The 20,042-nt window shown below is 60.5% G+C and carries 18 protein-coding genes and 2 pseudogenes; 17 read left to right on the top strand and 3 right to left on the bottom strand.

Features of this window, described 5'->3' with window-relative positions:
* The first annotated feature begins 60 nt into the window (after window positions 1–60).
* From CYD26_RS07360 to CYD26_RS07335, 7 genes and pseudogenes are all read left to right on the top strand, one after another.
* Window positions 61–948, top strand: a pseudogene (locus tag CYD26_RS07360) (LysR substrate-binding domain-containing protein).
* A 108-nt stretch (window positions 949–1,056) separates the two neighbouring features.
* Window positions 1,057–1,278, top strand: coding sequence for a LysR substrate-binding domain-containing protein (locus CYD26_RS07355; protein ID WP_256587977.1), 222 nt, complete (start codon window positions 1,057–1,059; stop codon window positions 1,276–1,278).
* A 175-nt stretch (window positions 1,279–1,453) separates the two neighbouring features.
* The gene (locus CYD26_RS07350) at window positions 1,454–1,912 is read left to right on the top strand and encodes a (2Fe-2S)-binding protein (protein ID WP_099774632.1); all 459 of its coding nucleotides are present in this window, start codon (window positions 1,454–1,456) and stop codon (window positions 1,910–1,912) included.
* On the top strand, window positions 1,912–4,170 hold the full coding sequence (locus CYD26_RS07345) for a xanthine dehydrogenase family protein molybdopterin-binding subunit (protein WP_102052241.1): 2,259 nt from the start codon (window positions 1,912–1,914) through the stop codon (window positions 4,168–4,170). The genes CYD26_RS07350 and CYD26_RS07345 overlap by 1 nt, the downstream gene beginning before the upstream one ends.
* 81 nt (window positions 4,171–4,251) lie before the next feature.
* Window positions 4,252–5,253 (top strand): annotated as a pseudogene (locus tag CYD26_RS25470) (XdhC family protein); the annotation flags it as partial.
* Entirely contained in the window at window positions 5,227–5,925 is a 699-nt protein-coding gene (locus CYD26_RS25465; protein WP_256587986.1) for an NTP transferase domain-containing protein, read from the top strand. The pseudogene CYD26_RS25470 and the gene CYD26_RS25465, both read left to right, overlap by 27 nt.
* 31 nt (window positions 5,926–5,956) lie before the next feature.
* Window positions 5,957–6,883, top strand: coding sequence for a transporter (locus CYD26_RS07335; protein ID WP_102052239.1), 927 nt, complete (start codon window positions 5,957–5,959; stop codon window positions 6,881–6,883).
* Between the two features lie 72 nt (window positions 6,884–6,955).
* On the opposite strand, the gene CYD26_RS07330 is transcribed toward CYD26_RS07335, so the two are convergent.
* The gene (locus CYD26_RS07330; protein WP_102052238.1) at window positions 6,956–7,654 is read right to left on the bottom strand and encodes a potassium channel family protein; all 699 of its coding nucleotides are present in this window, start codon (window positions 7,652–7,654) and stop codon (window positions 6,956–6,958) included.
* Window positions 7,655–7,881: 227 nt separating this feature from the next.
* Here CYD26_RS07330 and CYD26_RS07325 point away from each other — a divergent pair, with 227 nt between their 5' ends.
* The 9 genes from CYD26_RS07325 to CYD26_RS07285 all read left to right on the top strand — a co-directional run bounded on the left by CYD26_RS07325 (window position 7,882) and on the right by CYD26_RS07285 (window position 16,466).
* Window positions 7,882–8,829: a sensor domain-containing diguanylate cyclase gene (locus CYD26_RS07325; protein WP_102052237.1), complete on the top strand. Its 948-nt coding sequence runs from the start codon at window positions 7,882–7,884 to the stop codon at window positions 8,827–8,829.
* A gap of 370 nt (window positions 8,830–9,199) precedes the next feature.
* Entirely contained in the window at window positions 9,200–10,189 is a 990-nt protein-coding gene (locus tag CYD26_RS07320) for an aldo/keto reductase (protein WP_102052236.1), read from the top strand.
* Entirely contained in the window at window positions 10,186–10,776 is a 591-nt protein-coding gene (locus tag CYD26_RS07315) for a flavodoxin (RefSeq protein ID WP_102052235.1), read from the top strand. Before CYD26_RS07320 ends, CYD26_RS07315 begins: the two co-directional genes overlap by 4 nt.
* Window positions 10,777–10,800: 24 nt before the next feature.
* Window positions 10,801–11,793 carry an aldo/keto reductase gene (locus tag CYD26_RS07310; RefSeq protein ID WP_102052234.1) on the top strand — a complete coding sequence of 331 codons (993 nt, stop codon included), beginning with the start codon at window positions 10,801–10,803 and terminating at the stop codon, window positions 11,791–11,793.
* A 59-nt stretch (window positions 11,794–11,852) separates the two neighbouring features.
* Window positions 11,853–12,320: a cupin domain-containing protein gene (locus tag CYD26_RS07305; RefSeq protein WP_102052233.1), complete on the top strand. Its 468-nt coding sequence runs from the start codon at window positions 11,853–11,855 to the stop codon at window positions 12,318–12,320.
* Between the two features lie 229 nt (window positions 12,321–12,549).
* Window positions 12,550–13,323 carry a carboxymuconolactone decarboxylase family protein gene (locus CYD26_RS07300; protein WP_102052232.1) on the top strand — a complete coding sequence of 258 codons (774 nt, stop codon included), beginning with the start codon at window positions 12,550–12,552 and terminating at the stop codon, window positions 13,321–13,323.
* A 121-nt stretch (window positions 13,324–13,444) separates the two neighbouring features.
* The gene (locus CYD26_RS07295; RefSeq protein WP_177442442.1) at window positions 13,445–14,389 is read left to right on the top strand and encodes an alpha/beta fold hydrolase; all 945 of its coding nucleotides are present in this window, start codon (window positions 13,445–13,447) and stop codon (window positions 14,387–14,389) included.
* A gap of 49 nt (window positions 14,390–14,438) precedes the next feature.
* A complete protein-coding gene (locus tag CYD26_RS07290; RefSeq protein ID WP_102052231.1) occupies window positions 14,439–15,491 on the top strand; it encodes an alpha/beta hydrolase in 1,053 nt (350 codons plus the stop codon).
* An 81-nt stretch (window positions 15,492–15,572) separates the two neighbouring features.
* Complete coding sequence (locus tag CYD26_RS07285; RefSeq protein ID WP_099774609.1) at window positions 15,573–16,466, top strand: LysR family transcriptional regulator; 894 nt, start codon at window positions 15,573–15,575, stop codon at window positions 16,464–16,466.
* Between the two features lie 291 nt (window positions 16,467–16,757).
* On the opposite strand, the gene CYD26_RS07280 is transcribed toward CYD26_RS07285, so the two are convergent.
* The gene (locus CYD26_RS07280) at window positions 16,758–17,588 is read right to left on the bottom strand and encodes a class I SAM-dependent methyltransferase (RefSeq protein ID WP_102052230.1); all 831 of its coding nucleotides are present in this window, start codon (window positions 17,586–17,588) and stop codon (window positions 16,758–16,760) included.
* Between the two features lie 329 nt (window positions 17,589–17,917).
* On the opposite strand from CYD26_RS07280, the gene CYD26_RS07275 reads away from it, so the two are divergent.
* A complete protein-coding gene (locus CYD26_RS07275; protein WP_099774605.1) occupies window positions 17,918–18,667 on the top strand; it encodes a 3-oxoacyl-ACP reductase family protein in 750 nt (249 codons plus the stop codon).
* 133 nt (window positions 18,668–18,800) lie between these two features.
* Here CYD26_RS07275 and ltrA read toward each other — a convergent pair.
* Window positions 18,801–20,042, bottom strand: a 1,242-nt coding sequence (gene ltrA / locus CYD26_RS07270; RefSeq protein ID WP_102052229.1) for a group II intron reverse transcriptase/maturase, incomplete at its 5' end; no start/stop codon positions are given.

Here is a 20,042-nt window from a genome sequence, read left to right as displayed (position 1 = left end):
CCATGAGCGAGTGCGTTGCCAAGCCTGCTACAGATGCGGTTATTCGAGGTTTGCCAGCCCATGGAACACAAGACCCTGCGCGACGCTTTTGCCGGCCTGACCGTATTTTTTGCGGTGGCGCGGGAACGGAGCTTCACCAAGGCAGCCGCACGCCTGGGCCTGTCCCAGACCGCCGTCAGCCACGCCGTGCGTACGCTGGAGACGTGCAGTTGCTGTCACGCAATACGCGTACCGTGACCCCAACCGAAGCCGGTGAGCAGTTGTTGCAGACCGTGGCGCCGCAAATGGAGCAGATAGACGCCGAACTCGAAGCGCTGAATGATCTGCGCGACAGCCCGACCGGCACCCTGCGCATCACCGCCTCGGACCACGCGGTTCATACCGTGCTGATGGGCAAGCTGAAGCGCTTCCTGCCCAAGTATCCCGGTATCAAGGTGGAGGTATTCACCGACAACGGGCTGGTGGATATCGTCGCCGAGCGCTTCGATACCGGCGTGCGGCTCGGTGAGTCCCTGGACCAGGACATGATCGCCGTGCGCATCGGCCCCGACGCACGGTTCGCTGCGGTGGCAACCAGAAGCTATCTTTCCCAACACCCCGCACCTGAACAGCCTGAGGATCTGATGCACCATAACTGCATCAATATCCGCCTGCCCACCCATGGCAACCTGTGGCCCTGGGAGTTCGAGAAGAACGACCGCCGGTTGAACATCCGGGTCGACGGCCAGTTGATCTTCAACACGACCTTCGACTGCCTGGACACCGCCATTGCCGGGCTGGGCGTATCTGCCGGAAGAACTGGCCGAGCCCTACCTGCGCTACGGGCATCTGGTACGACTGCTGGATGACTGGTGCCCGATGTGGCCCGGCTTGCACCTGTACTATCCCAGCCGACGGCAACCCACCGGCGCCATGTCACTATTGATCGCAGCACTGCGTCTGGAGTGAAGCGCCCCACCCTGTCGGCTTGATTAATCAATTTCTTGCATAGGTACATGCGCTTTATGCGGGTTACCTGCTAGTCGAGCAGCACCTAAAGTAGGCAGCTTCGTCCCCTTGGGGACTTGTCGCATACGGAGGAGAGCCCTCATTTCAGGATGGGGCCTGGCGTACGTACCCGAAGACCTGGCCCGCCCACACCTGGCGTCGGGCCGGGCAGTGCCGGTGCTCGAAGAATGGTGGCGCAGCTTTCCCGGCTATCACCTCTACTACGCCGCCCAGCGGGAGACCTCACGGGCCATGCAGGTCGTGATCGACGCCTTGCGCCTGGTGGACTGATTGCCTTCAGGCGCACTACGGCATAGCCCGTTTTATCAAGCTCATCGCTAGGTCATAGCAATACCCTGCGGGCATCGCCGGGCCGACCTTGTGCTAGCGTCTTTGGATGACGTGCGCCTAGCGTATTGCTCCCACGAGAAAACCGAGACACCAACCGACTGATTGCAGGTGAGCCATGGAGCTTCGAATCAACCAACAGACCTACCAGGTCGATGCCGACGCGGACACACCACTGCTGTGGGTCATCCGGGACGACCTGGGGCTGACCGGGACCAAATACGGCTGCGGCCTGGCACAGTGCGGCGCGTGCTCGGTGATGGTCGACGGCAACGTGCTGCGCGCCTGCGTCACCCCCATTGCGGGCGTCGTCGGGCGCGATATCACCACCATAGAAGCAATCGAAGCCGATGCGGTGGGCAAACGGGTGGTCGCCGCCTGGGTCAAGCATCAGGTCGCCCAGTGCGGCTATTGCCAGTCCGGACAAGTCATGGCGGCCACCGCCCTACTCAAGCACACGCCCCATCCGACCGACGCAGAGATCGCGGCGGCAATGACCAACCTGTGCCGTTGCGGAACCTACAACGCCATCCAGGCCGCCGTGCATGAGGTAGCGGCCGATCAGGAGAACAGCTGATGAACGACAGCATATTCAGCAGCCCCGACGGACAGCCATACCCGGTCGGGGAACCGGTGAATATTTCCCGGCGCCGATTTCTCCTTGCGTCCGCAGGGACCGCCGCAGGCGCGTTGGTGCTCGGCTTCGGCCTGCCAATCAGCCTTACCCGGGCCCAAGCCGCCGCAAGTGGCGGTCAGGCGGCGGGCACACAGGTGCCGGCTTTCCTGGAAATCCGCCCGGACAGCACTGTTCGCCTGCTCAGCCCCTTCATGGAGGGCGGGCAAGGCACCTTCACCGCCATGGCACAAATCGTCGGCGAGGAGCTCGATGCCGACCCTGCGACCTTCCTGGTCGACAGCGCCCCGCCCGGCGAGCAATACGTGGTCATGGACAACGGCATGCGCATCACTGGCGGCAGCATGTCGGTGCGTACCAGCTACCCAACCATGCGCCGCCTCGGTGCCCTGGCCCGGGCCATGCTCCTGCAGGCAGGCGCTGAACGCCTGGAGGTGCCGGTCGGCGAACTGACCACCGAACCCGGTCGCGTGGTCCATGCCGCCTCGGGCCGTGTCCTGAGCTATGGCGAACTGGCCGAACGCGCCATGGACCTGCCGGTGCCTGATCCTTCCCATTTGCAGCTGCGTGATCCGAGCCAGTTCCGCTGGATCGGCAAGCCGGTGCAGCGGGTCGATGGTTACGACAAGTCCACCGGAAAAGCCGTCTACACCATCGATGTCAAACTCGACGGCATGCTGCACGCAGCCGTGCAGCATGCGCCGCGCCTGGGCATGACCGTGGGCGCCTTGCGCAACGAAGCGCAGGTCAAGGCCATGAAGGGCGTGCATTCGGTTCATCGCCTGCCTGGCGCAGTCGCCGTGGTTGCCGAGCGTTGGTGGCATGCCAAGCGCGCCGTGGAAGCCGTGCAGGTGGAATGGCAGGAAGCTGGCAAAGACTCGCCGCTGCGCCCGATGCCCGCTGATTTCTCCAGTGACGCCTTTCGTGAGCGACTGGCCGGTGAGCCGGGCCCAGGCCGCGATGCGGAGAACGAGGGCAACTTCAGCGCGGCGTTCGCCTCGGCGCCAACCAAGGTCGAGGCCACCTACCACAACCAGTACCTGAACCACGCGCAGCTTGAGCCCCCTTCGGCCCTGGCACGCTTCAACGCCGATGGCACGCTTGAGCTGTGGTTGCCCAACCAGGCACCCGACATGTTCCGCGCCGACATTGCCAAACGTACCGGCCTGGACCCGTCACAGATCACCCTGCACTCACCCCTGCTGGGTGGTTTCTTCGGCCGTCACTTCCTCTACGACAGCGCCAACCCCTACCCACAGGCGATCCTGCTGGCCAAGGCCGTCGGGCGCCCAGTCAAACTGATCTGGAGCCGCGAGGAGGAGTTTTTGCGCGATGCCTTGCGCCCCATGGCGGTGGTCAAGTTCCGCGCGGCACTGGACGCCGAGGGCCTGCCCGTAGCGCTTGAAGCCGTGAGCGCGACCGAAGGCCCAACCGAAGCAATCGCCGGAAAACAGGGCGAAAGACTCGACCCCTCGGCACTCGAGGGGCTGACGGGCAAGTCGTACACCATCACCCACAAGCGCATCGCCCAAGTGTATGTCAAAGGCCCGGCAATGCTGGGCTACTGGCGCTCGGTGGGCAACTCGATGAATGACTTCTTCTACGAAGCGTTCCTCGACGAACTGGCCGACCACGGCAAAAAGGACCCCTTTGAGCTGCGCTTGCACCTGCTGCGCGGCAACGACCGCCTGACCCATCTCCTGCAGGCGGTCGCCGAACTGTCGGGTGGCTGGAAACGTGGCCCGTTCACCGCCGAAGATGGTTCGCGCCGGGCACGGGGCGTGGCCATGGCCTCGCCGTTCGGCTCGGAAGCGGCGGTAATTGCCGAGGTGTCCATCGAGCAGGGCCAGGTAAAAGTCCACGATATCTGGCAAGCGATTGATCCGGGCAGCATCGTCAACCCGGCCATCATCGAGGCTCAGGTCAATGGCGCCGTAGCGCTGGGATTGTCCCAGGCCCTCGTGGAGGAAGCGGTGTATGCCAACGGCCAGCCACGTGCACGCAACTACAACCTCTACCCTATCCTGACACCGCAGCGCATGGCGCGGGTGCATGTGCGCATCATCGAGAGCGGCGCGAAGATGGGCGGGATTGGCGAACCGCCGTTGCCGGCAGTCGCACCGGCGGTGGCCAACGCGGTGGCGCGGCTGACTGGCCAGAGCATCCGTAGCATGCCGTTGTCCAGGTACACCTTCGGCTAGGCAGGCCCGGAGCCGCGAGGCCGATGAACATCGAGCCTCAGGCTCAACCTGTGACGCCGCAGTGCTCACTGAGGGAATTCCATGGAAAGCATTGACCTGCTTGTTCTTCGCACCGCCCGGGATTGGCTCGCTGCCGGCGAGCGCTGCCTGCTGGCGACAGTGGTACGCACCTGGGGCTCGTCGCCAAGACCGGTAGGCTCGATGATGGTGCTGCGCCACGACGGACGCGTCGTGGGCAGCGTCTCCGGTGGATGCATCGAGGATGACCTGATTCACCGCTACAGTAGTGCCTACGGAGGGCCCGGCTTGCCGGAAGGTGCACCGCAGCTTGTTCGTTACGGGGTGAGCGCCGACGAAGCACACCGCTTCGGCCTGCCCTGTGGCGGCACGTTGGAGATCGTCCTTGAATTCGCACCGTGCCTGCAGGCGCTGGAACAGCTTCTGGCGCGACTTGATGAAGGCATGCTGATGCGTCGCCACCTGAACCTGGCGACCGGCGAGGTCGCACTCGAAGCAACCACCACACCAGATCCATTCAGCTTCGACGGTCAGCGCATCAGCAACCCACTCGGCCCAGGTTACCGCATGCTGCTGATTGGCGCCGGCGCACTGGCTGAATATGTGGCGATCATGGCCCAGTTCAATGGCTTCAAGGTCTCGGTGTGCGACCCCAGGCCCGAGTACATCAACACCTGGACGGTTACCGGCGTCGATACAGTGGTCGGCATGCCCGACGACGTCGTCCGGGCCTTCGCACCTGACGTGCGTACCTGCATCATTGCCCTGAGCCATGACCCGAAACTGGACGACCTGGCCTTGCTTGAAGCCCTGCATGGCCCGGCGTTCTACATTGGAGCCATTGGTTCCCGGCGCAACAGCCAGAACCGCCGAGAGCGGCTGATCGAGCATTTCGGTGAGACCGAAGCGTCGCTCAGGCGCTTGCATGGGCCGATCGGCATTTACATCGGCAGCAAGACCCCGGCGGAAATCGCGGTCAGTGTCATGGCCGAAGTGCTTGCCGCCAAGAACAATGTCGCACTGCCTGGCGAGCTGTCCGTGGACCAGGCCAAGCGTACGAGGGAGCAACACGACAGGTGTAATCAGCAGCCTCATGGCTCGCAGGGCGGCTGTGTCGCGCTGGTACTGGCAGCGGGCCGCGCCGAGCGCTTTGGCAGCGACAAGCGAAAAGCCCGACTGCGTTCGGGGCAATCACTACTGGCGGCAACCCTGGCGCGTGCGCGGGAGGTGTTCGACGACGTTCGGGTGGTACTACGCCCAGGTGACGTCCCCGAACAGTTGGCAATCGACCTCCAGGTCGACATCGTGTGGGCGGCGCATGCCGATGACGGGATGGGGGCCAGTCTCGCGGCGGGCGTACGCGCACTTGAGCATTCAGGGGCAAAGGCCGTGGCGGTTCTGCTCGGTGACATGCCATGGGTCGACGCGCAGACGCTGAAGCAACTGCGCACGTTGTCCAGCACCGACCACATCGTCCTGCCCTTCCATCAAGGACAGCGGGGGCATCCCGTGGTGTTTGGTCGGCGCTTCTGGCCAGCGCTTGCCCATCTGCAAGGCGATCAGGGCGGCAGACAGGTCATCCTCGACAATGCTGACGCCTGTATTCCGGTAGAGGTTGAAGATTCAGGTGTCCTGCTGGATATCGACTCACCCACAGACATCCTCAGCGATCAGCACATGGAGCGGGTAGCCGCGGCCAGTGCCAAGCAAATCCAGATGCGCTACAACAATACATAGCACTTCAGGGCCTGACAGGAAGCAAACGTGGATGAAACACAAACGCTGCGTCGTCAGGCTGGTTCGATTCGCATCCGCTTTGCTCGTCATAGCAGCCCCCAACGCAGTCGCAGAGGATCTCGAACCCAGGTCTTACGCCAATACGCCGGTCGGTATCAATTTCCTGCTGATGGGTTACAGCGATCTCCATGGCAGCGTGACGGCCAACCCCTCAGTTCCGCTCCAGGATGCCAAGCTCAACATCAAGACAGTCGTGTTTGCCTTTGCCAGGTCCCTCGACGTCTGGGGCCGCTCGGGGAAGTTCGACATCGTCGTGCCTGAGGCAAAACTGAGCGGCTCTGCCCTGTTCAACGGTGAACCCAAGGAGCGCAATGTCACGGGTTTGATCGATCCAAGATTGCGCTTCTCGGTGAACCTGTATGGCGCCCCGGCGATGTCCCTGGCTGAATTCCCCCGCTATCAACAAGATGTCATTATCGGCGCCAGCCTGGCGATCACCGCGCCTCTGGGGCAATACGACGCGAACAAACTGGTGAACCTGGGCAACAACCGCTGGTCGTTCAAACCCGAGCTTGGGATTTCCAAACGCCTGGGACCAGTGACCCTGGAGTTATCCGGCGCGGGTACCTTTTACACCGACAACAACGAGTTCCTCGGCGACCACACGCTGTCACAGAACCCGATCTACCAAGTACAAGGGCATCTCATCTATGCCTTTAGCAATGGTGTTTGGGCGTCGCTGGATACAACCTATTTCGCGGGCGGAAGTAGCTCAGTCGATGGGGTCGGCAACCATGACTTTCAGGAAAATACACGCTACGGATGCACCCTTACGCTGCCATTGAACCGCAACCATTCGCTAAAGCTGAACGCGAGTAATGGCGAGCATACCCGTACAGGCAGCGAATACGATGCCATTGGCATCGTCTGGCAGTACCGCTTCGGCGGAGGGCTCTGACCCCCAGGACATTCGCTGCATCGCCTTCACGGGGTCGTCTGCAATCAGGGACAACTCAGTCAAAATCGAGCGTCACCTGAGCTGATTCGACGGATAAAGGCCGGCAAGCCGCGCGATGACAACACCCACGTAAAAGACGCCTGAAAACTCTTCGACCATCACCAGTGAGCGGGCGTGGTCAGTCAACGGGATCACATCACCATAGCCGGTGGTCGTGAGCGTCGTGAGGCTGAAATAGATCAGCTTGAAGAACGAGCCGGGCTGCATGAAGTCGAGTTGCCCGGGGCCGAAGGAACCCGCGCTGGATACCTCGACCAGGCCATAGACGAAGGACCAGACGAAGGCCAGCATGATGTAACCTGCAAGCGCACCATGCAGCTTGTCGGCTGTAATGGGCCCGCGCTTGAGAATGTAGCGGAGCACGCCGCTAAACGAGACGGCAAGAGACGCCGCATAACATACGGCGGCAAAGACAAGAGTCGCGACACTCTCCGCCCACAACGCCGTCCATTGAAGGCCAACCCCCAGCAACGCCAGGCCCAGCTTGAGGATCAACCCCCGCCGAGTCTGCCGAGTGGCAGAGGCGCCCACCAGCAGCACGATTGAAAACAGAATGCCGAGCAACGTGCGGGCCAGTATCCCCTCCTCGAGAAAAGGAAACAGGAGGATCAATCCGAGCAACAGCAACAACAGGTAGGTGCAGGGGCCCCGCCCTATTACCATCTGGGCCAGATCCTCTTCGGATTCGGTTTTGTCTTGCAGATTTGCCATACCGGTATCCCATAGACGGAAATAACACTAGCGACCTGACATTGCAGGGTTGAAACCGGACCTGGCTTTAGAAGGGTCGGCAGTGGAATTCTAGTCGCGAATGCCGGTGAGAGCGCATCGCTGATCGGTCGCAGGACAGATGACGTTGCAACACACTCAGTAAATTTCCACGACTGCCTGCTTAAGGCTAAAGTGGCTTACTGATATGACTCTGAGGGCTATTGCGTATGTCCGATGCAAGCGAGTTCGTTAATGACAGTGAGGTATACAGAACCTTGCTGGAGTCGACCAAGGCGATTCCTTGGAAGATTGATTGGGCCTCAATGAAATTCGCCTATATCGGCCCTCAGATCGAAGCGTTGCTGGGCTGGAGCCCTGAAAGTTGGGTGAGCGTGGAAGACTGGGCTATGCGCATGCATCCAGAAGATCGCGAATATGTGGTGAATTTCTGCGTAACACAATCCCAGGCTGGCGTGGACCATGAGGCGGACTACCGAGCGCTGACCAAGGACAACGGCTATGTGTGGATTCGCGACGTTGTGCACGTGGTGCGCAATGACAGAGGCGAGGTCGAAGCACTGATCGGCTTCATGTTTGACATCAGCGAACGCAAGAAGACCGAGGACCAACTGCTGAGCTTGCAGAAAGAGCTAGAGGTGCTTTCGTTCAAGGACGGTTTGACGAGTATCGCCAACCGCCGCCGCTTCGATAGCTGCTTCGAGTTGGAGTGGGAACGCGCGCGCCGCGAGCGCCAGCCACTGTCTCTGCTGTTGTTTGACGTCGATTTTTTCAAGCAGTACAACGATTTGTACGGCCATATTCAAGGCGACAAATGTTTGATAGCGATTGCACAGACGCTGAGTTTGGCGTTGGATGGCCCTCGCGATCTTGTGGCTCGCTACGGAGGCGAAGAGTTTGTCGTGCTGCTGCCCGAAGCCAATGCCGAGGTGGCGCGTAGAGTTGCTGAGCGCTGCCAGCGGTTGATTCAGAAGCAGTCCATCGTGCATGCGCTATCGCCGCATGGTCACCGCGTCACGGTCAGCATAGGCGCGGGCTCGGTGGTGCCAGGTGCGCGGGAAAAGCCTACAGACTTCATCAACGCCGTAGACCAGCAGCTATATGCGGCTAAAAACAATGGACGGCACCGCATCGAATATGTGCAGTTGGAGGAGTAAGCGTGCGAGTCTGCAGTTGAAAGTGCAGAAGAACAAACAACTACCAGTCATTCATAGAGAACCTGTGAGCTTCTGCTCAGGGTCGGGTAGCGCTCATCCATGACAAGCAGGCCTTGACCCAAACCTGCCCTTTGCGGAGGGCAGGTAACGGCCAGAAGCGATCGCTCGATTATTTACTATCAAACGCGATAGTTAGGCCTGTTTCTGAGCACTTGCTCAGGGCGTCTAGGTATCCATGAGGACACAGTCGTCACCTCCCGTTTTCTGAGACTGATGAGCAAATTTCATGAACCCTTGCCGATTTAACCGTCTAGTGCCCGCTCATTAGCTCGCTTACTGTTCTCCCAACGCCAAATGTCGGGAGATCCAAATGCACAAGCGCACACTCGGAAGCAGTTCACTCGAAGTGTCAGCCCTGGGCTTGGGTTGCATGGGCTTGAGCCATGGCTACGGCCCGGCGACTGACACACAACAAGCCATTGCTCTGATCCGATCGGCGGTTGACCGAGGCGTCACGCTCTTCGATACCGCCGAGGTTTACGGCCCTTACCTGAACGAACAAGTCGTGGGCGAAGCCCTGGCACCGGTGCGTGATCAAGTGGTCATCGCCACCAAGTTCGGCTTCACCTTCGGCGACAACAATAAACAGCAGATTCTCAACAGCCACCCCGAGCACATCCGGGTCGCTGTCGAGGGTTCGTTGCGTCGACTGAAGACCGATTACATCGATTTGCTTTACCAGCACCGCGTCGATCCGGACGTGCCGATCGAGGACGTCGCCGGAGTAGTGAAGGATTTGATTGGCGAAGGCAAGGTCAAGCACTTCGGCCTGTCGGAGGCCGGTGCGCAGACCATTCGCCGTGCGCATGCGGTGCAGCCGGTCACAGCGCTGCAAAGCGAATACTCGCTGTGGTGGCGCGAGCCTGAGCAGGAAATCCTGCCGACGCTTTGGGAGTTGGGCATCGGCTTAGTGCCGTTCAGCCCATTGGGCAAAGGTTTTCTCACCGGCACGGTGTCGGCGGAGGCCACTTACGGCAGCGACGATTTCCGCAGCGTCGTCCCGCGTTTCCGCCAGTCGGCGCTGCAAGCCAATCAGGGCCTGGTGGTGTTGATCCGTCAGATCGCCGCGCAGAAACAAGCCACACCCGCACAGATCACGCTGGCATGGCTGCTCGCGCAGGCGCCGTGGATTGTGCCGATTCCGGGGACGACCAAACTGCATCGTCTGGAAGAAAACCTCGGCGGCGCAGACATCACGCTCGACGCCTTCGAACTGAAGGCAATTGATACAGCATTGGCGCAGATACGCATCGAAGGCGAGCGTTATCCCGAGGCCCTCAAGGCGCGTGTCGGTCGATGAGCAACGATCATGATCCACTGCGGCGCACGGTGATCGCCGCACTGGCCAGCGCCCCGCTGCTATCGCTCGCCGACACGCAAGGCGCTAGTGAAACACCGCGCTCAGGCTCGCGGATTCTGGTCGCGTATTTCTCGCGCTCGGGCAATACCCGCGTCGTTGCAGGGCTGATCCAGCGTGGACTGAGTGCCGATCTCTTCGAGATTCGCCCGACCCACGCCTACCCCGAGGACTATCTGCAAACCGTGGAGCAGGCGCGTCAGGAGCGTGACAGCGGCTTCGAACCCGAGCTGCAAAGCAAGATTCACGCCCTCAGCGACTACGACACAATCTATCTCGGCTTTCCGATCTGGGGTGAAACCGCCCCGCCGATCGTGCGCGCCTTTCTCAGCGCCCACGACCTGACCGCCAAGACCCTCATCCCCTTCAACACCCACGGGGGTTATGGCTTGGGCAACAGTCGCAGCGTGCTGGTCGAGCACGCGCCGAAGGCTAGGGTTCTGAAGGGATTTGTGATGGAGAGTGAGCAGGAGCGCAAGACTATGGAACGCGTGAACGCCTGGCTGAGCGATCACCCCCGCACGCGTTAATCGAATTCTGTACGGAGTGACATCATGAAAATCCGCACGTTGGGTAATGGCCTGGAAGTGTCCGCACTGGGCCTGGGCTGCATGAGCATGACCTCGGCCTATGGGCCGGCTGCCGACAAAGCCGGCATGATCAAGCTGATTCGTTCGGCTCACGAGCAAGGCATCACCCTGTTCGACACCGCTGAAGCGTATGGCCCGTTCGCCAATGAAGAACTGCTGGGCGAGGCCTTGCAGCCGATTCGCGAGCAGGTCGTCATCGCTACCAAGTTCGGCTTCGATATCGACCTGATCACCGGCGCACGCGGCGGCGGCACCAACAGCCGCCCGGAGCATATCCGCGCCGTGGCCGAGGCATCGTTGAGGCGCCTGCGCACCGACTGCATCGACCTGTTTTATCAGCACCGCGTCGATCCTCAGGTACCCATCGAAGACGTCGCCGGTACCGTCAAGGAGCTGATCGCCGAGGGGAAGGTCAAGCATTTCGGCCTGTCTGAGGCGGGTGTGGAAACCATTCGCCGGGCACACGCGGTGCAAGCGGTTACGGCGGTACAGAGCGAATATTCGCTGTTCTGGCGAGGCCCAGAGCTGGAACTGCTGGCAGTGCTGGAAGAACTGCGGATCGGCTTCGTACCGTTCAGCCCGCTCGGCGCCGGTTTCCTCACCGGTCAAATCGACGAGCACACGCAGTTCGACGCCAGCGATTTCCGCAACTTTGTACCACGCTTTTCCCCTGAAGCCCGCAAGGCCAATCTGGCGCTGGTCGACGTGGTGAAAGCCGTCGCGCAACGCAAACACGCTACTCCGGCGCAAGTCGCGCTGGCATGGTTGCTTGCACAGAAACCGTGGATTGTGCCGATCCCGGGCACGACCAAACCCCATCGACTCGAAGAGAACCTGGGCGCAGTCGAGCTTCAATTGACCAGTGACGATCTGCGCGTGATCAACGAGCAGATGGCGCAGATTCAGGTGCAAGGTGAACGCCTGCCGGAATCGGCACTGAAGATGACAGGACTCTGAGTCTGCCCAACGCGCCGCCACGTGCGGCGCCGCTTTCACGCCTGACCGGAGTTGACCCGATGAACCGATTGATCGCACCACTCGTTGCTTTGTCATGCATGGCGGCAGAATCCCAGGCCGCCAGCGAAATCCGCGTTACGCCGAACGGCTCGCAGCCCTCGGTCAAGGGCGCGGCGCAAAACTTTACCGGCACGGTGCGCGTTGATGGCCTGTTTAAAGTTGATGCGCCAGCGCGCATCGGCGGCGGCACGGTGACCTTCGAGCCCGGCGCACGCACGGCGTGGCACACCCATCCGCTGGGGCAAACGCTGATCGTCACCGCAGGCGTCGGATACGTGCAGCAAGAGGGCGGCCCGCGACAGGAAATCCGACCGGGCGACACTGTCTGGATTCCGCCGCATACCCGTCACTGGCATGGCGCCACGGCCAGCAACGGCATGACCCACATCGCCATCGCTGAAGCCGAGGACGGCAAGACCGTCACCTGGGCGGAACAGGTATCGGAGGCGCAGTACGCCGGCCAATGAAGTTACGGAATGTGTCGAAGTTGCTCTCCCGGCACCTTTGTCGCAAACCGTCATCCGACCTCCATGCCCCGCACCAGCGCGGTCGCGCCGGAATTGCAGCGGTTATGTCAATGTCGACTCATGAGTTCTGCTCAGAAGTCCATGCGAAATTTCGGGATTAATCGCAACAACCATCCTCCGTACGATCCAGTGACACCGCAGTGACCCGCAATGGATGGAGCCTTTCACGATGACCACTGACGCACGCAATAGCACTGCCCTCCCCACACTCATGGCACTTTGTCTGGGCATCGGGGCGATGTTCAGCGTTACCACTCAAGCAGCCGAGGCATCGCAGACCATGGCCAGCACGCCAGCCAGCGCAGCTACCTTGTCGCGCCAACAACAAACGATTCCCCTGATCGCCGCGTTCATGGCAACCAGCGACATACCCAACCTCAACACCGCGCTCAATCAAGGGCTCGATGCCGGCTTGACCATCAGCGAAACCCGGGAAATTCTGGTGCAGCTATACGCCTATGTGGGCTTCCCCCGCAGCCTCAACGCCTTGAACGAGCTGATGACGGTGGTGCAAACGCGCAAACAGCGCGGTATCGAAGACGCGCCGGGGCGTGAGCCGAGCCGGGCGATTCCGATCGGGAATGAGCTGCTGGCCGCCGGAACCGCGAATCAAACCAGGATCTCCGGCGCCCCGGTCAAAGGCCCGGTGTTCGAGTTCGCTCCGGTGATCAACCGGTTCCTGCAAACCCACCTGTTCGGCGACATCTTCGAGCGCGACAACCTCGACTGGCAAAGCCGCGAACTGGCGACCGTCGGGGCGCTGGCCGCAACGCCAGGTGTCGAGCCGCAATTGCGCTCACACATGGCGGCGAGCTTGCGCGTCGGTCTGAGCACGGCACAGTTGCTCGAGGTCACGGAACTGCTGAAAAAACACGGCGATGCGCAGACGGCTGAACGTGCCAATACCGCGTTGACCCAGGCCCTCGCGGCTTCGGGGAAATGACATGAAATCTGTAAAGTACCTGCTGAGCATCACGCTGTTGAGCCTGTTGGCGGCCTGCGCGAACCAACCCGATGGCTCGTTGCTGATTCAACAACAAGGCAGCTTCGCCGCCGGCGGAACGGTGACCACTGCACCGGGCACCTTCAACCCGCACAAACCGATGACGCCCAACGGCCAGACCTACCACGGTGACCACGTCTACGCCTTCTATCAAATCCCGGTGGATGCGCGAAAACTGCCCATCGTCATGTGGCACGGTGCGGGTCAGTTTTCCAAGACCTGGGAAACCACCGCCGATGGTCGCGAAGGCTTTCAGAACATTTTTCTGCGCCGCCATTACGGCGTCTATCTGATCGATCAGCCACGGCGTGGCGATGCCGGGCGCAGCATGGTCGAGGCCACAATCAAGCCTGTGCCTGACGAGCAACTGTGGTTCAACCAGTTCCGCATCGGCCTGTGGCCCAACTACTTCAACGGCGTGCAAGTGGCACAGGATGCCCAGACCCGCGAGCAGTTTTTCCGGGCGATGACGCCGAACACCGGGCCGTTCGACATGGGCGTGGTCTCTGATGGCGTGTCAGCACTGTTCGACAAAATCGGCCCGGGGATTTTATTCACCCATTCGCAAGGTGGCGGGCCGGGCTGGTTGACGGCGATCAAGAACACCAAGGTGAAAGCCATTGTTGCGTTCGAGCCAGGCAGCAGCTTCGTGTTCGCTCAAGGTGAAGTGCCTGCGCCGATTCCCAGCGCGTTCGACACAGTGCAAGGCGCGGCGGTGCCGATGGAGCAATTTATGGCTCTCACGCGCATTCCGATTCTGATCCTTTACGGCGACAACATCCCGGAGCAGGCGGTCGACCTGCCCGCTCAGGACAGTTGGCGCGCACGCCTGAAAATGGCCCGACTCTGGCGTGACGCGGTCAATCGCCACGGCGGTGATGTGCGACTGATCCACCTGCCGGAGATCGGCATTCACGGCAATACCCACTTCCCCATGTCGGATCTGAACAACGTGCAGATCGCTGACCTGGTCGCGCAGTTCCTCAAAGAAAACCAGCTGGACTGACCCAAATACTTTTGCCACTGCCGCCCTTTTGATTGCTCAGGAGCTTCACGTGAAAAACACACTCAAAGCCACATTCATGTCGGCATTGGTCGGCCTCTCCGCGGGCGAAGCCTTGGCCGCCGATTACAAAAAGAACCCGTTCACCCTCGCCTACGACGGCGCGATCAGCAAGAACGAACCGGGCAAGGTCAACATCCATCCGGTCAGCTACAAGCTCAACGGTCTGGATATCGCCGCCAACGTGTACACACCGGCTAACTATGACGCGAAAAAGACCTACCCGACCGTGGTCGTTGCACACCCCAATGGCGGCGTGAAAGAACAAGTCGCCGGTCTGTACGCGCAACGCCTGGCCGAACAGGGCTACATCACCATCACGGCCGATGCGGCGTATCAGGGTGCCAGCGGTGGTCAGCCGCGCAGCATCGATAAACCGGCGTATCGCATCGAAGACATTCACGGCATGGCCGACTTCATCAGCCAGTTTGCCGGCGTCGATGACAAGCGTCTGGGCCTGCTCGGCATCTGTGGTGGCGGTGGTTATTCGCTGGCGGCAGCGCAAACCGACAAACGCTTCAAATCGCTGGCAACGGTGAGCATGTTCAACTCGGGCCGGGTACGTCGCAACGGCTACAACGACTCGCAAATGGACAGCATTCAGCAACGCCTGCAACAGGCGTCAGCAGCCCGCGCGCAAGAGGCGGTCGGCGGCGCGGTGCTGTATTCGGGCGATGCCAACCTCACCGACGAGCAGATTGCCAAACTGCCCTTCGAGCTGTATCGCCAAGGTTATGAGTACTACTGGAAGACCCACGCGCACCCGAACTCGACCTTCAAATACACCACCAGCAGCCTGATCGACTTGATGCGTTTCGACGCCACTGACCATATCGAGCTGATCAACCAACCGTTGCTGATGATCGCTGGCAGCAAAGCCGACAGCCTGTACATGACGCAGGACGCCTTTCCGAAAGCCACCGGCACCACCGACAAGGAAGTGTTTATCCTCGACGGCGCGACCCACATCGAAACCTATTGGGTGCCGCGTTATGTCGATGCCGCGATTGGCAAACTGACCGCGTTTTACGCCCGCACCTTGTAATCAACTCTCTTGGGGGTCGCGCATCCGTGTGCAACCTGCTTTCATGGATTAACCCGCGCCCCTCATGAGAGGTTTTCATCAATGTCCCGCGCCAATCTCAACGACCTGCAAGCCTTCGTGATAATCACCCGCGAAGGCAGTTTCACCCGCGCGGCCGCCCAGCTTGGCGTCTCGCAGTCGGCGCTGAGCCACACCATGCGCGCGCTGGAAAGCCGATTGGGTGTGCGCCTGCTAACGCGTACCACGCGCAGCGTTTCGCCGACCGAGGCGGGTCAGCGGCTGTATCAGTCAATGGCGCCGCGGTTCGATGAGATTGAACTCGAACTGGCCGCAGTCAGCGAGTTTCGTGACACCCCGGCAGGCAATGTGCGGATTCAAGCATCCGAACATGCCGCCAACAATATTCTGTGGCCCAAGCTTTTAAAGGTGCTTCCCGACTATCCGGACATCAAAGTCGAAATCACCGTCGACTACGCCCTCTCCGACATCGTCGCGCAACGCTATGACGCCGGTGTACGCCTGGGAGATCAGGTGGCTAAGGACATGATCGCCGTTCCTATCGGGCCACCCTTGCGCATCGCAGTCGTGGGCTCACCTGAGTATTTCAACAAGCGGCCAGTGCCGAAGGTGCCCGGTGATCTGGCGGCGCAAAATTGCATCAATCTGCGCCTCCCCACCCATGGCAACCTGATGCAATGGGATTTTGAAAAGGATGGTCACGAACTGAAGGCCCGTGTCGAAGGGCAATGGACATTCAACAGCAGCCTGCCGATCCTGCGTGCGGCCGTGGCGGGATGTGGCTTGGGTTTCCTGCCGGAGGACATGGTGGCGAAAGAGCTAGCCGACGGTAGCCTTGTGCGGGTGTTGGAAGATTGGTGCCAACCCTTTGCCGGTTACCATCTCTACTACCCCAATCGCCGTGAACATTCATCAGCGTTTGGCGTTGTAGTTGAAGCGTTACTCTACAAGCGCTGAGTCATCGACCTTCAAGGCATCTGAATTCTACCCGCCCCACAAACCCGCGAATGAGCAGATGCTTTTGATCGATTGCAGTCGTACGCGACCGGTTGAATCCACAACCCATAGCGGTCATTGGGAATGGCAGGAATCGGCCAGGAGCTGTCACTCCATGCACGTACAAAAAGAGGATCGATTCAGTTTTCGATTCAGTCGCATATCCTACTGTGAGGCGAATTGACTGAACCCTCCACGCAGATACCGTCGATAAACATATCCAAGAGGATAAACTTACCCTGCGAGCATAGCTCACTTCCTCGCAACGATTTGTGCAAGAGCAATCCGCCCCTCTTGCAGGTTTCGACCCTGATTCTGCGCCATCACCTTGAAATCAGCGCCAAGCAGCAAATGGAATCCAAGGGATGGTAAGCCTTCTTTCTGGATCTTCTCGGCCAGGGTCACAAACCACGCGCGCGCCGCTTCTGTTGTGTCAGACCAGTCGGTAATCGTGAATGCTGCTTCCTCGAGAAGCGCGCGCAACTCAGTTGGCGACACGAGGAAACTCGTATCCGGTGTGCGCGCCCACGGAACCGGAAACAGCACCGGGCCAGACGGACCAGCAAGTACATCGTAGATAGCGAGCGTGCCGCCCGGCTTTAGAACGCGGTGCATTTCCTTGTACAGCCGCGTCTTGTCCGGGATGTTCATTGCCACATGCTCCGTCCATACGACATCGAATGTCTGGTCATCAAATGGCAGCTTGGTGGCGTCGCCTTGGCGGTAGTCGACGAGGTGTGCAAGGCCAGTCTTGGCCGAGAGCATCGAAGCAGCGCGGCAGTACTCGTCTGTAAGGTCGATGCCCGTGACACGGCAACCGAACTCCTTCGCCAGGCAACGCGAGGTCCCGCCTACGCCGCTACCCACATCAAGTACGTGCTTTGATGCATCGAGCCCTGCAGCCCGGGCAAGCTCGAGCGTCGCCGCCCGTCCGCGGATATGAAACTGGTCGATGGGCGCCAAGTCTTCGGGCGTGAGGTGGTTTATGTCCTTGCCCGCTTTCTCCAGCGCCGTCAGTATGACGTCTCCCAAGTCCGCACGGGTGTAGTGCGTCTGGATTGCTTCATTGATACGCGTTTGCATAGACACGGTCCTCCTCGTATTGGCGCTGCCTGACGTGTGATGAGGCGCACCCGCCCGTTGATCCTGGGTCACGTTCCGCGGTGAATCCCGGTGTGGGCTATGCTGCCATTCTCGCTGCGTTCTCGAATACCGGCCAGTGGCGGACGCCCATAATCCTGACTTAACCACCCACTGCAATACTCTGCACCTCGACACACCGCGCCCGGATGAACCGTAAAAGATTATGGGGCCCTGCTCCTGATCAACAGGCTATAGCTAAGCAGGCCCATGGCAATAGATTGCTCACACCGCAGTCGGGCTGAACTAACTTTCTGTAAAGGAGATACACCATGACCTCTACCCAAACGCTGCAAGGAAAAGTCGCTTTCGTTCAAGGTGGCTCCCGCGGTATCGGTGCGGCCATCGTCAAACGCTTGGCCCGTGAAGGCGCGGCAGTAGCTTTCACCTATGTATCGTCTGCTGAGCGGGCCAATGTTTTGGTCAGCGAAGTGGTTGCCGCTGGTGGTAAGGCACTTGCCCTCAAGGCCGACAGTGCTGATGCCGCAGCCGTGCAACAGGCCATTCGTACAGCAGTCGAGCACTTCGGCGGCCTGGATATTTTGGTCAACAACGCCGGCGTGCTGGCCTGGGGCAACACTGAGGAAATCACCCTGGAGCAGCTTGACCACACCTTGGCGGTGAACGTGCGCAGTGTATTCGTCGCCAGCCAGGAAGCTGCCAAGCATATGCTCGACGGCGGGCGCATCATCAATATCGGCAGCACCAACGCCGAACGCATGCCGGTTGCTGGCGGCGCAGTGTACGCCATGAGCAAATCGGCGCTGGTCGGCTTGGCCAAAGGCATGGCCCGCGACCTGGGCCCGCGCTGCATCACCGTGAACAACGTGCAACCCGGCCCGGTGGACACTGAGATGAACCCGGCCGATGGTGAGGGCGCCGAGTACCTGAAAGGTCTGATGGCACTGGATCGTTACGGCAAGGCCGAGGAAATTGCCGGCTTTGTCGCCTACCTGGCCGGCCCGGAAGCAGGCTACATCACCGGCGCCAGCTTGACGATTGATGGGGGGTTCTCGGCCTAGTTCTTTGCGCCCCGGGGCGAGCCCTGATCATCTGCGCAGCCAGGTTGCCCAGCAAACGCCTGATCGAGTAGGAGGCGGATTCACACCCGCCGTCCTCTCACACCACCGTGCGTACGGTTCCGTACACGGCGGTTCAGGTTACGCGGCTAAGCCGGTTAATCGTATCCAGTATCGAGACCAGCCCGAGCCGGTCCCACAGTTTCTTTGGCAGCGCGTAGTTCATATGTTGCGCTCCCGAATTCCACCATGGACCTCGGCCATTGAAGGCTGACTTGTTGGCACGCTCCTCGCTCAACCCCAGGCGCATCAAGTTTCTCAGCCTCGTGGGAGGCTGCTTCCATTGACGCCAGATGACGCAGCGGAGTTTGTGCCTGACCCAACCATCCAGTTCCTCAAGCGGCCGCTTGCTCTGGCTGAGCTTGAAGTAGCTAGCCCAGCCTCTCAGGACGGGGTTGATCCGCTCGATGACAGTCGCCATTTTGCGAGCCCGTACGCTGCGCAGCAGCATTCTGAGCCGGTCGCGTAAGCGGTCTAGGCTCATCCTTGCCACGCGCAGCCTTGGCTGCTGGTGCCAGCTCATCCCATAGCCTAGGTAGTCGCACTTCCACGCCCTTGCCACTTGGCTTTTCTTCCTGTTCACCGTCAGCTTCAGACGTTCTCTCAGGAAGCGCTCGACGCTGACCAACACCCGTTCGCCGGCCCGGGGACTGCGTACATAGATGTTCGCATCATCGGCATAACGTACGAAGCGATGGCCCCGTCGCTCCAGCTCGCGGTCGAGTTCGTCGAGCAGGATGTTCGACAGCAACGGCGAAAGCGGGCCGCCTTGCGGCGTCCCCTCCTGCCGTGGGCTGACGACACCGCCCGACATGATCCCGGCTTCAAGGTAGCGGCGGATAAGCCTGAGTACGCACTTGTCTTTGATCCGACGTTCGATGCAGGCCATGAGGATGTCGTGATTGACCCGATCGAAAAACTTCTCCAGATCGAGTTCCACGCACCAGCGGTGTCCCGCTGTCACATGAGCACGAGCCATCTCGATGGCTTGATGCGTACTTCTGCCCGGACGAAAACCATAGCTGTAGTCCGAGAACAGTGGGTCGAAGATAGGTGTGAGCTGCTGCTGCAGTGCTTGCTGGATCAGGCGATCCACGACGCTGGGGATTCCCAGTTGCCGTGTGCCGCCCTGCGGCTTGGGAATTTCAACCGCTCGCACTGCTTGGGGCTGGTATTCACCGGCCAGTAACCTGGCCTTGAGGGTTGGCCAATACTGTCTCACGTAGCCCGCCAAGTCAGCGACCGTCATGCCATCGGCACCCGGTGCTCCCTTGTTGCTGACCACGCGTTGATACGCACGTCTGAGGTTGGCCGGTGC

The organism is Pseudomonas sp. FFUP_PS_473 (assembly GCF_002858665.1).
Taxonomy (GTDB): Bacteria; Pseudomonadota; Gammaproteobacteria; order Pseudomonadales; family Pseudomonadaceae; genus Aquipseudomonas; species Aquipseudomonas defluvii.
This window is presented reverse-complemented; position numbering and strand designations above follow the sequence as displayed.